This window comes from Brevundimonas sp., from assembly GCF_023259385.1.
Classification (GTDB): Bacteria; Pseudomonadota; Alphaproteobacteria; order Caulobacterales; family Caulobacteraceae; genus Brevundimonas.
This window is the reverse complement of record NZ_JAHFPF010000088.1, coordinates 1-12,457: the sequence shown is the minus strand read 5'-3', so window position 1 is coordinate 12,457 and position 12,457 is coordinate 1. Positions and strand designations below refer to the sequence as shown.

The following is a 12,457-nucleotide window of genomic DNA, read 5'->3' as shown; positions in this document are numbered from 1 at the left end:
GCTCCTCCGTCATCGAGACCGGGACGGTCGTGATCCAGAACGGCCGGGTCGTCTCGGTCGGGACCGGCGCGGCCCCCTCCGGCGCCCGCGTCATCGACGCGCGCGGCAAGGTGGTCGCCCCCGGCTTCGTCGCGGTCGATTCCGGCCTCGGCGGTTCGGAGATCTCCTCGGTCAACGGTTCGGACGACCTCAGCAACGGCGCCAACACCATCAGCGCCGCCTTCGACGTCTCCTATGGCCTCGACCCCTGGTCCTTCACCCTGCCGGTCGCCCGTCTGGGCGGCATCACCCGCGCCATCGTCGTGCCGAACCATCCGGGCGGCTCGGGCGGGCATGAGCATCAGGACGACAGCGACTTCGCCGGCGTCGGCGCCGGCGGCTTCCAGTCGCCCAGCCTGTTCGCCGGCCAGGCGGCCATCATCCATCTCGGGACCGGCAACGACATCCTGGTCAAGCCGCGCGTGGCCCAGGTCGCGCCCTTCGGCGAGGCCGGAGCCGGCGTCGCCGGCGGCGCGCGCGGCGCCGAGTTCACCCAGTTCCGCGAAACCCTGGCCGAGGTCCGGCTCTACGCCCGCAACCGCGCCGCCTATGACCGGGGCGCCGTCCGCGACCTCAGCCTGTCGCGCGCCGATCTGGAGGCCCTGATCCCGGTCGCTGACGGGACCATGCCGCTGATCGTCACCGTGCGCCGCGCGGCCGACATCCAGCAGGTCCTGCGTCTGGCCCGCGAAGAGAGGATCAGGATCATCCTCGACGGGGCGGAAGAGGGCTGGATGGTCGCCGACCAGATCGCGGCGGCGGGCGTGCCCGTGCTGCTGAACCCGATCTCCAACCTGCCCGGCAATCTGGAGACGCGCGGCGCGCGGATGCAGAACGCCGCGGCCCTGGACGCCGCCGGGGTGGTCATCGCCATCAAGGGCAACGAGGGCTCGATCCACCGCGCGCGTGAGACCCGCTACAACGCGGGCAACGCCGTCTCGCACGGCCTGCCCTACGATGCCGCCATTGAAGCGATCACGGTCAATCCGGCCAGGATCTTCGGCATGGCGGGCCAGTTCGGGGAGCTGCGCGCCGGCGCCGCCGCCGACGTGGTCGTCTGGTCCGGCGACCCGCTGGAACCGCTCAGCATCGCCGAGACCATCTTCGTCAACGGCCAGGAACAGGCGCCCACCAGCCGCCAGTTCCTGCTGCGCGACCGCTACCGCACCGGCGGCGAGGGGGCGATGCCGCCGGCCTACACGCGATAGGCGCAACGGTTCTCCCTCCCCTTCCGGGGAGGGTGGCCGAGCGGAGCGAGGACGGGTGGGGAACGGCCGCATGAATGAGCGGCCGCACAGTTCCCCACCCTGTCGCCGCTTCTCGCCGACATCCCTCCCCATAAAGGGGAGGGAGAGATACGATGCCGCCATGACCGCCGCCCCCCGCATCTTCATCGACGCCGACGCCTGCCCGGTGAAGGACGAGGTCTATCGCGTGGCCGAGCGCTACGGGCTGAAGGTCTTCGTGGTCTCGAACGGCTGGATCAACACCCGCCGCGATCCGTGGATCGAGCAGGTCGTGGTCGACGCCGGGCCCGATATCGCCGACGACTGGATCGCCGAACGGGCCACGAAGGGCGACATCGTCGTCACCCAGGACATCCCGTTGGCCGACCGCTGCCTCCAGGCCGGGGCGCAGGCGATCAAGTCCAACGGCACGCCCTTCACCGCCGACTCCATCGGCTCGGCCCTGGCGGGGCGGATGGTGGGCGAGCATCTGCGGTCCATGGGCGTGGCCACCTCCGGTCCGCCGCCCTTCGGGCCCAAGGACCGCTCCGCCTTCCTGCAGGCGCTGGACCGGGCGGTGGTCGTCGCCAAACGGGCGCTGGCATGACCGTCATTCCCGAGGACGAGCTGGAGTTCCGCTTTTTCCGCTCCGGCGGCCCCGGCGGGCAGAACGTCAACAAGGTCTCGACCAGCGTCCAGCTGCGCTTCGACGCCCGCAACTCGCCGTCCCTGACCGATGCGGTGCGCGAGCGGCTGATCAAGCTGGCGGGCAGCCGCGCCACCCTGAACGGCGAGATCCTGATCACCGCCGTCCGCTTCCGCACACAGGAGCGCAACCGCGCCGACGCCCTGGAACGGCTGCAGGGACTGGTGGACGAGGCCTCGATCAAGCCGGTCTACCGCGTGCCGACGCGCCCCACCCGCGCCTCGAAGGAGCGGCGCCTGGACGGCAAGGCGAAGCGGTCCTCGATCAAGAGCGGCCGCGGCCGGCCCCGGTCGGACGACGGCTGACGGAACCGGAGGCGGGTTTTCCCCGTTATGGCGAAGCTTGGGTCGATCGACCGGCCTGCTGTCTCCTGTTCAAGAAGGGCGCCTCCGCATGAAATTCGCCTCCCTCCCCCTGATCGCCGCAACGGCCGCCGTGTTCGCTCTGGCGGCGTGTCAGAGTCCCGAAGAGAAGGCCGCGGCCGCCGCCGAACGTCCGGCGACGGACGGCACGAGCGCCGCGGAGATCGCGGCCCGGGCGACGACGCCCCAGGCTTCGATGACGCCGGACGAGCGCGCCGCGTTGCGCGCCGAGCAAATCTCGCTGCTGGATCAGGTCGGCGCCGAGCGCGCCAAGGGCCACGTCCGCGTGCCGGGCGTCGAGGATCAGGTCGTCACCCTGCAGCCGCTCCAGTCCCACAACTTCACGGTTCCGATGACGCAGGGCGTGCCCTACCTGCTCTTCGCCTCCTGCGACGGCGACTGCACGGTCGTGGACCTGGCCCTGCTGGACGCCTCCGGCGCGGTGATCAAGACCGACACGGACAGCGGAGACTTCCCCGTCCTGGACTTCACGCCCACGACGACCGGGACCTATACGGCCAAGATCACCATGGCCGAATGCAAGCTGGCGCCCTGCTACGCCTCCGCGCGGGTCTACCAGAAGCCCTGAACCTGAGCGGCCGGGCGCCTTATCGGCGCTCGGCCTGCACCTGAAGGGGCGTGCGGGGCAGGGTGGCCAGGGTCAGCTTGCCGTCGCGGTCGGTATCCAGCGAATAGAACCAGCGCTGCGTCGCCGCCGCCCATTCCTCGCCCGTGACGCGCTGGTCGATGTTGACGTCGGCCGACTTCACCGGCTGCGGCAGGTTGAAGAAGCCCGCCTCGGCGATCACGCCGTAGCCTTGGGGGCGGCCGCGCGGCGCGGGCCGACGGGTGCCGCCGTTCTGGGGCGCGAGGCCCACTGTAGAGGTGTCCACGCCGGACAGGCCGGCCATCCCGCCGCTACGCGGTCCACGGGGGCCGCCGGGCCCGCCCGGGCGTCCGCCGCCCATGCTGAAGCCGCGCAGGCTCCGTTCGTAGGCCGCCAGCTCGTCCTGGTTCAGCCGGCCGTCCCCGTCGGTGTCCAGGGTGGCGAAGAACCGCCGGCCGTCCGCCTCGAACTCCTCGAAGGTCACCGCGCCGTCCAGGTTGTCGTCCGCCCCGGTGAACCAGTCAGACGACGGCCAGGGCTGGCCGGGCTCGCCCTGGAAGGCCTCGCCGAACGGGCTGATGAACAGCGGCGGGCGGGGCGGAGGCTGCGGGCCGAAGGGATTGGCCGCGCCCGGCGCGCCCAGTCCCCCCACGTCGCTGGCGCAGGCGCCCAGCAGGGCGGTGAGAGACAGGACGAGCGCGGTCGTCCCCACGTGGATCACACGCATGGGCAGGTCTCCGAAGGGGCAGGGTCTACTGGGCGGGCCGGAACAGCAGGGCGGCGACCTTGCCGTCCTGGAAGCCGATCACCCACTGGGTCGCGGCATTGGCGAAGGTGACCGCGAACAGGTCCGCGCCCTCCTGGCTGCCGACGAAGTCGACCGCCTGCACCGCGCCGAAGCCGCGGATGAGGGGCAGCACCTGCGCCTCCTGCTCGCGCACCTTGGAGGCCAGGTCGTCGGTCATCAGCGCATAGTCGATCGCGCCGCTCTGGGCGCCGGCGATGATGGCCCGCAGGGTTTCCTCGGCCTTGGGGTTCGCGGGCGCGGTGACCGGGGGAATGGGCGCCGGCGCGCGGGCGGGGGTCTGGGCGGACCCGTCGAAGGTGTTGGGCACGCTGCCCGCGGCCACCTGGGCCTGGGCGGCGACGGGAGAGAGACCGATCAGGGCGGCCAGAACCAGCAACTTCATAGGGTCGTCTCCAAAGATCAGCTCAGACGATGGCGGGCCAAAGCGACAGAACAAGGGCGGCGGCCGAAGCGCAGATTGCAACGGTGACACACACGATCATCCAGGCCGGCGTCCGGGTTTCCCGGATGACCACAGTCTGCGTCTGCGGCGGATTTTGCGCCAGTCTGGCCAGCGCCTTCAGGGTGGCGCGCAACTCCTCGACGGCGTCGCGGATCTGCGCCTGCGGACCCAGTTCGCGGCGGATCCAGCGCTCGACCACCGGCTGGGCGGCGGCCCACAGGTCGTGATCAGGGTTCAGCCGCCGGGCGACGCCCTCCACCGAGACCATGGTCTTCTGCAGCAGGATCAGTTCGGGCCGCAGGTGCATGTCGAACAGGTCGGTGATCTCGAACAGCTGGCCCAGCAGCCGGCCCATCGAGACCTGCGACGCCTGCTTGCCGATGACCGGCTCGCCGACGGCGCGCAGGGCCTGGGCGAAGGCCTCGACCGAATGCTCCTTGGGCACGTATCCGGCCTCGAAATGGACCCGGGCGATGCGGTCGTAGTCGCGGCTGATGAAGCCCCACAGGATCTCGGCCAGATAGCGTCGCTCGGCCGGCCCCAGCCGCCCGACGATGCCGAAGTCGATGGCCGTCAGCTCCGCCGGGGCGTGGCAGAACAGATTGCCCTCGTGCAGGTCGGCGTGGAACGCCCCGTGGTCCAGCGCCTGGCTCAGGAAGGAGCGCACCACATTGTCGGCCAGCGCATTGACGTCCAGTCCGGGCTGAAGGGCCGCCGCCGGGTCGGTCAGGGGCATGCCCGGGGCCCATTCCAGCGTGAGCACCCGCTTGCCGACCCCGTCCCAGATCACGCCCGGCGCCGACATGTGGCCGGTCAGGCCCAGCGGATCCGGCTTGGCCATGATCTCCTTCAGCTCCGAGGCCGCCGCCGCCTCCAGCCGCATGTCCAGTTCCAGCTGCAGGGCGCGGGCGATGGTCTCGACGAAGGCCGAGGGCTGCAGCCGGCGCGACAGGGGGACGAACCGCACCGACAGCTTCGCGGCCAGGCGCATGGAGTCCAGGCCGTGCGCCACGCGCCGCTCGATCCCGGGGCGCAGAATCTTGACCGCCACCTTGCGGCCGTCGGCCAGATAGGCCGGGTGCGCCTGCGCCAGGCTGGCGGCGGCGACGGCGGGGGCGAAATCGGTGAACAGGGCCTCGACCGGACGGCCCAGCGACCGCTCGACCTCGCGCCGCGCCTGATCCAGCGGGAAGGGCGGCAACGCATCCTTGAGACGGCCCAGGTCGCGGGCGAATTCGACGCCGAAGATGTCGGCGCGGGTGGCCAGCACCTGCCCCAGCTTGATCGCCACCGGCCCCAGATGTTCGAACGCCTTGCCCAGCCGCTGGCCGGGGCGGCCGTCACGGCTCTCGCGCCCGGCGAACAGGTGCAGCAGATGGGCGATCCAGCGCGCCCAGACCGGCAGCAGGGGCGTGATCTCGCGCGGCGCCAGGGCGTCGTGGCGGATCAGCACGCCCAGCCAGCCCAGCAACCTCAGGGACGCGCCCAGCGGATCGCGCACCGGCACGGTGGCCGGCGGCGGCGGAGGCGTGCCGGGGTCGATCTTCTGGCTCAGATCGCCCACCCGTGATGGATGGCCGCGACGCCGCCCGACAGATTGGCCACCGTCACGCGGCTGAAGCCCGCATCCTCGATCATGCGCTTGAAGGTCGGCTGGTCCGGGAAGCGGCGGATGCTCTCGACCAGGTACTGATAGCTGTCGCGGTCCTTGGCCACCCAGCCGCCGATGCGCGGAATGGCGTGGAAGGACCAGGCGTCATAGGCCTTGCGGATCGGCCCCGCCGTGGGGCGCGAGAACTCCAGGCAGAGGAATCGCCCGCCCGGCTTCAGCACCCGGCGCGCCTCGCGCAGGGCCTGGGACACGTCGGCCACGTTGCGGATGCCGAAGCTGATCGAATAGGCGTCCACCGAGGCGTCCGGAAGAGGCAGGGCCATGGCGTCGCCCACGCTCCAGCTCATCTCCGGCTCGCCGCCCTTGTGGACCCCGGCCATGATCATCTCGGCGTTGTAGTCCAGCACGATGACCGAGGCGTCCTCGCCCCCCATCCGCAGCTGGGCCGCCCGGGCCATCTTCGAATAGCGGCGCGACATGTCGCCGGTGCCGCCCGCGACGTCCAGGATGGTCTCGCCCGGCCGCGGGTTCAGCTTCGCCGCCGCCGCGTCCTTCCAGAGCCGGTGCACGCCCGCGCTCATCAGGTCGTTCATCAGGTCGTAGTTCGACGCCACGGAGTCGAACACGCCGCGCACCATGCGGACCTTTTCCTTGGCGTCCACGTCGCGGAAGCCGAACGAGGAGGTCTTGCCGGTACTTTGGCCGGACGGGGTTTCGGAGGCGTCGGTCATGCTTGCGGTCTAGCGCTTCGCCGGGGCCGCGTCATCCGTCCGTGTGGCCGCAGGATGCGGTCTTTAATGCGCGGCGTTCGGCCTCGGCACGCCCAGGTCCTTCATCACCCCGGAGATCAGGCCGTAGCAGCCGCAGGACGCCTTCTCGAGGCCCGGCCGGTCCAGCACCTCGACCCAGCCCCGACCGCGCCGGATCAGGCCCTTGTCCTCGATCTCGGACCCGACCTCCGACACCGTGGCGCGGCGCACGCCCAGCATCCCGGCGATGTCCATCTGGGTCAGGTGGATCCGGTCGCCGCCCGCCCGGTCGTGCAGGGTCAGCAGCCAGCGCGCCAACCGCTCGTCCAGCCGGTGCTGGGCGTTGCAGGCGGCGGCCTGCTGCACCTGGGCGAACAGGCTTTCGGTGAAGCGCGACAGGGCCTCGCGCATGGCCTCGCTCTCGCCCAGCGCCTCGGAGAAGACGTCCGCCGGACAGCAGGCGGCCGAGCCCTCCAGCTGGGCGATGGCGCGGCTGGAGGCGCGGGCGTTCAGCGGCCCGCAGGTGACGCCGACCAGCCCCTCGCGGCCGATGGCGGCGGTCTCGACCATGTGGTTCTCGGCCAGCACGGTCATCAGGGACACCACGCCGGTCAGCGGGAACCACACCTCGTCCACCGCCTCGCCGGCGTCGTACAGCATCTGGCCCTGGGTGAACGGGCGTTCGGTCAGGTGCGGCTCAATGCGTTTTCGGTCCGCCGCGGGCAGGGCCGTGATCCAGAGATTGTCCATGATGTTGTCGGCCTCGGAATAGTGACGCTCGGTAACGCTCACGCTTACCGCCTCGTTCCTGCCTTCCGTCGCTTGTGGCGCGGCGCCGGGCGCGATACGCCGGATAAAACGGAGGGAACGATGCCGGAACAGATTGACGTGGCGGAAGCTCTGGGCGGCCTGCCGCTCTGGCGAAAGGCGCAGGACCCGCGCCCGGCCATCGCCCGCACCCTGGCCTTCGCGGACTTCAACGCCGCCTTCGGCTTCATGACCCGCGTCGCCCTGCTGGCGGACAAGGTCGACCACCATCCGGAATGGTCCAATGTCTACAATCGGGTGGAGGTCCTGCTGACCACCCATGACGCCGGCGGCGTGACAGAGCGCGATGTGAACATGGCCCGCTTCATCGACGAAGCCGCCGCTGCGATGGGAGCCCAATAATGGGGAACGAAGCGATGGCCGGACGCGTCTCGGGCAAGAAGATCCTGATCACCGGCGCCGCGGGCGGGCTGGGAACGGCCATGGCCCACATGCTGGCGCGCGAGGGGGCGAAGGTCGCCCTCACCGACGTCAACCTGGACGGCGCCCAGGCCCTGGCCGACGCCGTGAACGCCGAAACGCCCGGCAGCGCCTTCGCCTTCGCCCACGACGTGACCTCAGAGGATCAGTGGATCTCGGTCATCGCCGCCGCCGCCTCGGCCATGGGGGGGCTGTCCGTGCTGGTCAACAACGCCGGCATCGGCGGCCCACTGGCCTTCGTCGAGCAGGACACCGTCGAGAACTGGCAGCGCCAGTACGAGATCAACCTGCGCTCCATCATGCTGGGGACCAAGCACGCCATGCCGCTGCTGCGCGAGAACGCGCCGGCCTCGATCATCAACATCTCGTCGGTGGCGGGCCTCGCCGCCGCGCCGGGCATGGGCGCCTACAACGCCACCAAGGCGGGCGTCTGGATGTATTCCAAGACCATCGCGCTGGAGGCGGCCAAGATGGAGTGGAACGTCCGTTCCAACTCGGTCCATCCGGTCTTCATCAAGACCCCGATCCTCGACCCCTTCGTGGCCATGGCCGGCGGCGACGAGGGCAAGGCGCACGAGCGTCTGGCGCGCGGCATCCCGCTCAAGCGCATCGGCGAGCCGGACGACGTGGCCTACTGCGTCGTCTACCTGGCCTCGGACGAGTCGAAATTCATCACCGGGACCGAGTTCGTCATCGACGGCGGCATGCTGGCCCAATAGGGTCCCCGGGACGTTCCGTCCTCAGTCGACCGCGGTCACCTCGACCGACTGGCCGGCCACCACGGCCTCGTCGCCGACCCGCTTGCCGATCAGGGCGCGGGCCAGCGGCGAGACGTGGCTGACCGAGCCCGCCGCCGGGTCCGCCTCATCCTCGCCGGTGATCTTCCATGTCTGGGTGCGGCCGTCCTCACGCTCGATCGTCACGTACCCGCCGAAACGCACGCGCCCATCCGCTTGGGTCTCGACCAGCTGGGCCGTGGCCCGCCGCGCCGACCAGTAGCGCAGGTCCCGCGCCGCCCGCGCCATGGGCGTGCGGTCGGTCTCGATCGTGCCGCTGGCCTGCGCCGTCGCATAGGCCGCGCGCGCGTCCGCCAGGGCGGCCTCGATCCGCGCCAGCCCTTCCGGGGTGACGAGGTTGGGGTGGGTGGAGATCGGACGGTCGGGAAGGTCGGCGGCCGTGGCCTCCAGATCTTCCTCGCGGGTGAAGGCGACGCTCATGGGGCGTCAGCGTATGGCCGGTCCGCCCGTTCCGGTCCACCGGTCATGAAAAAGGCCGTGGTCTGACGACCACGGCCCTTTCGATGTTCGGCGGTCGAGACCGCTAGACGCGTCGTCCCCTGCCGGTGATGAAGTGCACGATCAGCAGGATGATGAAGATCACGAACAGCACATAGGCGATGTTCAGCGAAAGACCCGCCACACCACCGGCGCCGAGGGCGCCGGCGACAAGAGCGAGCACGAGAAAGATCAGGGCCCAACGCAGCATGAGCGTTCCTTCCAGAGCGGTTGTTCAAGGCGGAACGGCTCGTACGCCGCACCAGTCTGATCAACGTTCCGGAAGCCCGGCCGTTCCGCTCAGCGGCGGCGGCGGGTGTGCGATTTCTCGGTGAAAGCCGCCGCGACGATGCTGGCAAGCGCTGGATTTCGCAGGAAAATCCAGCCGCCAGCCAGGGCCGCGACCGTGCCGAGGATCGGCCGTTCACGGAACAGCATGAAGGCGCGTTCGCCGATCCCGGAGGGCTCTTCCTCCTCCTCTTCGTCATCGCCTTCGCCGCGCAGGAACAGCACGGCGATCAGGGCGGCGATGAAGGCGAACAGCAGGAAGGTGATGGCCGCCGCCGCCAGGGGCGGAACGATCAGGCACAGCGCGTAGAAGATCGCCACGCCCAGGAACAGCACGGCCACCAGCGCCGCGCCGGCCGCCGCGGCGGCCGCGACGGCCTTCTTAACCAGACCCCTGGCCAGCCCCCCGCCGAACATCAGCGGCGGCGACCGGCGAGCAGCAGGCCGAGCACGACGCCCACGCCCAGGGCGATGGCGGTCGACTGGATCGGACGCTCCTGAACCCGTTCGGTCAGATAGCGCTGGGCCTCGTCGAAACGCTCCGAGGCGTCGTCGTAATATTCGCGGCCCTTCACGCGGGCCTCGTCGTAATAGCCGCGGGCGCGTTCGCGCAGCACGTCGGCCTGTTCGCGCAGGCGGGCCTCGGCCTCGGCGGCCTTGGCGCGGACGCGGGCGTCGGCGGCCGACGCCTTCTCGCGCAGGGCGGCCTTCTCTTCCGACCCGAGGATCTTCAGATCGTCCTTGAGCGTGTTCAGATCGTTCTTAACTGCGGCGCGGGCCGCCTTGGTCGTCGCCATGATGCGCGCTCCGTGTGGTCAAGCTTGACGGTTAAATAGAGAACCCTGAGCCGGAACGCCACTGTCCGGTGACGGTTCCCGCAATGCAGCATGGCGAAGGCGGTAGGGAATAGGCGGTAGGCAGTAGCGGAATGGCGCTCAGGCAGGCTGTCCGGGCCATTTCGGATGCGCTACCTCCCTACTGCCTACTGCCTACTGCCTACTGCCTACTGCCTCCTCCGGAGTCCCATGACCGACTGGCTCTTCCCCCCCGACCCCACCCCCTCCCTCCCGATCCAGGGCCGCGCCGGGCGCTTCCCGGTCCGCCGCATCCTCTGCGTCGGCCAGAACTACGCCGCCCACGCCCGCGAGATGGGCCATGAGCGGGCCGAGCCGTTCTTCTTCTCCAAGCCGGCCGACGCCGTGGTCGCGGACGGCGCCGACCCGGTCTTCCCGTCGGCGACGTCCAACCTGCACCACGAGGTCGAACTGGTCTGCGCGATCGGTCCGGACGGGATCGTCGGCTGGGCGGTCGGCTGCGACCTGACCCGCCGCGACCTCCAGGCCGCGGCCAAGGAAAAGGGCCGCCCCTGGGACGCCGCCAAGGGCTTCGACCAGTCCGCCCCCTGCGCCGCCCTCGTCCTCGGCGCCCTGCCGGATCCCGCCGCCCCCATCATCCTGACGGTCAACGGCGAGACGCGCCAGTCGGGCCGGCTGGACGACATGGTCTGGAACCCGGACGAAATCCTCGCCAAGGCGCGCACCCTCTGGGACGTCCGCGCCGGCGACCTCATCTTCACCGGCACGCCCGAGGGCGTCGGTCCGCTCCAGCCCGGCGACCGGGTCGAGGCGACCATCGGCGGCCTGCCTTCGCTCACCTTCACCATGGCGGCACGATGATCCTGCACGGCTACTGGCGCTCGGGCGCCGCCTACCGCACCCGCATCGCCCTGGCGCTCAAGGGGCTGGCCTACGAACAGGCGGGCCATGACCTGCGCACGGGGGCCCAGAAGGACCCGGCCTATGTCGCGCTCAATCCGCAGGGCATGGTCCCCGCTCTTGAAATCGACGGCGCCGTCCTGACCCAGAGCCCCGCCATCCTCGAATGGCTGGAGGAGACGCATCCAGCGCCGCCCCTGCTGCCGTCCGACCCCGTCGGCCGCGCCCATGTCCGGGCCATGGCCGCCCTGATCGGCTGCGACATCCATCCGCTGAACAATCTTCGCGTCGGCAAGGCTTTGCGCGAAAGCTTCGGCGCCGACCAGGCCGCCGTCGACGCCTGGGCCGCCCGCTGGATCGTCCCCGGCTTCGGGGCGCTGGACGCCCTCGTCGCCCGTCACGGCGCCGGCTGGTGCTACGGCGACGCCCCGACCCTGGCCGACTGCTACCTGATCCCGCAGATCTATTCGGCAAGCAGGTTCAACGTCCCGCTCGACGCCTTCCCGCGCCTGCTGGCGATCGACGAGGCGGCGAAAGCGCATCCGGCCTTCGTGGCGGCCCATCCGGACAACCAGCCGGACGCGGACTGAGGCGAGAAGGCTGCCCGGAGCGAACTCTGCGAATGTCTGCGATGGGTGGAAAGCGGACGGCCTACGCGATCTCAGTCGTTTGCGCCGCCCTCTGATCTCTCTCGTTCTTGCCGCGCAACAAGCGCGTCGATGACGAAAGAGACGGCGATGATGACGAGAAAGCCGGCGACAACGACCTTTGCATCGACCTGGATCAGGTTGAAAAACCATAGGAGCGCGACGGCGGCATAGACGAAGCAGACAATGCCGAAGACTCTTCGGAAACTTCCCATCTCTTCAATCCGATTCAGGCCCCGGGACGGCCGAAGCCTACGCCCTGGACTGAGCTTCCGCTATGGGTCGAAGCGGACGCCCCTCACCCCAGAAACCGATCCACCGCCGCCAGGAACCGCGTCGGCCGGTCGATCATCACCATGTGCTCGGCGCCCTCGATCCGTTCGAAGGTCGCCGGCGCGCGCAGGCGGGCGTAGGCGCCGCGGAACAGGCTGTCGGTGCGGCTCCGCGGCGAGTTCTGGTCGGCGCTCCAGCCGTAGACCACGCTCACCGGCGCGGTGATCCGGGGCAGGCGAGGGCGCAGGTCGACGGTCATCACCTCGTACAGGGACTGGGCCAGCACCTGCCGGTCGCCGCCCTGCCAGCCGATGGTCCCGAACAGGGCGTCGGTCGCCCCGCCCAGCTCCACCCCCATCTCGCGGCCGCGCGTCCGCAGGGCCTCGTCGCCGAGGAACTGGATCGCCTGATAGGCCAGCTGGGCGATGGGCCGCACGTCGTCCACCTTCGCCTCGGGGCTG

The 12,457-nt window shown here is 70.3% G+C and carries 19 protein-coding genes; 8 read left to right on the top strand and 11 right to left on the bottom strand.

What is annotated here, in order from left to right:
• From Q0C81_RS08510 to Q0C81_RS08495, 4 genes are all read left to right on the top strand, one after another.
• A partial coding sequence (locus Q0C81_RS08510) for an amidohydrolase family protein (protein WP_291836432.1) occupies window positions 1-1,247 on the top strand: 1,247 nt, incomplete at its 5' end.
• Window positions 1,248-1,407: 160 nt separating this feature from the next.
• A complete protein-coding gene (locus tag Q0C81_RS08505; protein ID WP_291836429.1) occupies window positions 1,408-1,872 on the top strand; it encodes a YaiI/YqxD family protein in 465 nt (154 codons plus the stop codon).
• On the top strand, window positions 1,869-2,276 hold the full coding sequence (gene arfB, locus Q0C81_RS08500) for an alternative ribosome rescue aminoacyl-tRNA hydrolase ArfB (RefSeq protein ID WP_291836427.1): 408 nt from the start codon (window positions 1,869-1,871) through the stop codon (window positions 2,274-2,276). The genes Q0C81_RS08505 and arfB overlap by 4 nt, the downstream gene beginning before the upstream one ends.
• Window positions 2,277-2,364: 88 nt before the next feature.
• Window positions 2,365-2,922 (top strand): hypothetical protein, encoded by a 558-nt coding sequence (locus Q0C81_RS08495; protein WP_291836424.1) that lies wholly within the window; start codon window positions 2,365-2,367, stop codon window positions 2,920-2,922.
• A 19-nt stretch (window positions 2,923-2,941) separates the two neighbouring features.
• On the opposite strand, the gene Q0C81_RS08490 is transcribed toward Q0C81_RS08495, so the two are convergent.
• From Q0C81_RS08490 to Q0C81_RS08470, 5 genes are all read right to left on the bottom strand, one after another.
• A complete protein-coding gene (locus Q0C81_RS08490; RefSeq protein WP_291836421.1) occupies window positions 2,942-3,667 on the bottom strand; it encodes a hypothetical protein in 726 nt (241 codons plus the stop codon).
• Between the two features lie 25 nt (window positions 3,668-3,692).
• Complete coding sequence (locus Q0C81_RS08485) at window positions 3,693-4,130, bottom strand: hypothetical protein (protein WP_291836419.1); 438 nt, start codon at window positions 4,128-4,130, stop codon at window positions 3,693-3,695.
• 22 nt (window positions 4,131-4,152) lie between these two features.
• Window positions 4,153-5,754, bottom strand: a complete 1,602-nt coding sequence (gene ubiB / locus Q0C81_RS08480; protein ID WP_291836417.1) for a 2-polyprenylphenol 6-hydroxylase — start codon at window positions 5,752-5,754, stop codon at window positions 4,153-4,155.
• Entirely contained in the window at window positions 5,742-6,533 is a 792-nt protein-coding gene (locus Q0C81_RS08475) for a class I SAM-dependent methyltransferase (protein WP_291836414.1), read from the bottom strand. The genes ubiB and Q0C81_RS08475 overlap by 13 nt, the downstream gene beginning before the upstream one ends.
• 63 nt (window positions 6,534-6,596) lie before the next feature.
• Window positions 6,597-7,343: a Crp/Fnr family transcriptional regulator gene (locus Q0C81_RS08470; protein ID WP_291836409.1), complete on the bottom strand. Its 747-nt coding sequence runs from the start codon at window positions 7,341-7,343 to the stop codon at window positions 6,597-6,599.
• A gap of 78 nt (window positions 7,344-7,421) precedes the next feature.
• Between Q0C81_RS08470 and Q0C81_RS08465 the strand changes: the two genes are divergently transcribed.
• A complete protein-coding gene (locus Q0C81_RS08465; protein WP_291836407.1) occupies window positions 7,422-7,721 on the top strand; it encodes a 4a-hydroxytetrahydrobiopterin dehydratase in 300 nt (99 codons plus the stop codon).
• A 14-nt stretch (window positions 7,722-7,735) separates the two neighbouring features.
• Window positions 7,736-8,518 carry an SDR family oxidoreductase gene (locus Q0C81_RS08460; RefSeq protein WP_291836435.1) on the top strand — a complete coding sequence of 261 codons (783 nt, stop codon included), beginning with the start codon at window positions 7,736-7,738 and terminating at the stop codon, window positions 8,516-8,518.
• Between the two features lie 21 nt (window positions 8,519-8,539).
• Here the strand turns inward: Q0C81_RS08460 and greA are convergent, their stop codons facing one another.
• The 4 genes from greA to Q0C81_RS08440 form a co-directional block, all read right to left on the bottom strand.
• Complete coding sequence (gene greA / locus Q0C81_RS08455) at window positions 8,540-9,016, bottom strand: transcription elongation factor GreA (RefSeq protein ID WP_291836404.1); 477 nt, start codon at window positions 9,014-9,016, stop codon at window positions 8,540-8,542.
• Between the two features lie 103 nt (window positions 9,017-9,119).
• Entirely contained in the window at window positions 9,120-9,284 is a 165-nt protein-coding gene (locus Q0C81_RS08450; protein WP_291836402.1) for a DUF1328 family protein, read from the bottom strand.
• A gap of 89 nt (window positions 9,285-9,373) precedes the next feature.
• The gene (locus Q0C81_RS08445) at window positions 9,374-9,778 is read right to left on the bottom strand and encodes a hypothetical protein (protein ID WP_291836399.1); all 405 of its coding nucleotides are present in this window, start codon (window positions 9,776-9,778) and stop codon (window positions 9,374-9,376) included.
• Complete coding sequence (locus Q0C81_RS08440; protein ID WP_291836396.1) at window positions 9,778-10,158, bottom strand: DUF883 domain-containing protein; 381 nt, start codon at window positions 10,156-10,158, stop codon at window positions 9,778-9,780. Before Q0C81_RS08440 ends, Q0C81_RS08445 begins: the two co-directional genes overlap by 1 nt.
• A 228-nt stretch (window positions 10,159-10,386) precedes the next feature.
• Between Q0C81_RS08440 and Q0C81_RS08435 the strand changes: the two genes are divergently transcribed.
• Both Q0C81_RS08435 and maiA read left to right on the top strand, forming a co-directional pair.
• Entirely contained in the window at window positions 10,387-11,037 is a 651-nt protein-coding gene (locus Q0C81_RS08435) for a fumarylacetoacetate hydrolase family protein (protein WP_291836393.1), read from the top strand.
• A complete protein-coding gene (gene maiA / locus Q0C81_RS08430) occupies window positions 11,034-11,666 on the top strand; it encodes a maleylacetoacetate isomerase (protein WP_291836391.1) in 633 nt (210 codons plus the stop codon). Before Q0C81_RS08435 ends, maiA begins: the two co-directional genes overlap by 4 nt.
• A gap of 71 nt (window positions 11,667-11,737) precedes the next feature.
• On the opposite strand, the gene Q0C81_RS08425 is transcribed toward maiA, so the two are convergent.
• On the bottom strand, window positions 11,738-11,938 hold the full coding sequence (locus Q0C81_RS08425) for a hypothetical protein (RefSeq protein WP_291836389.1): 201 nt from the start codon (window positions 11,936-11,938) through the stop codon (window positions 11,738-11,740).
• 83 nt (window positions 11,939-12,021) lie between these two features.
• The coding region (locus tag Q0C81_RS08420; protein WP_291836387.1) for an alpha/beta hydrolase at window positions 12,022-12,457 on the bottom strand (436 nt) is incomplete at its 5' end.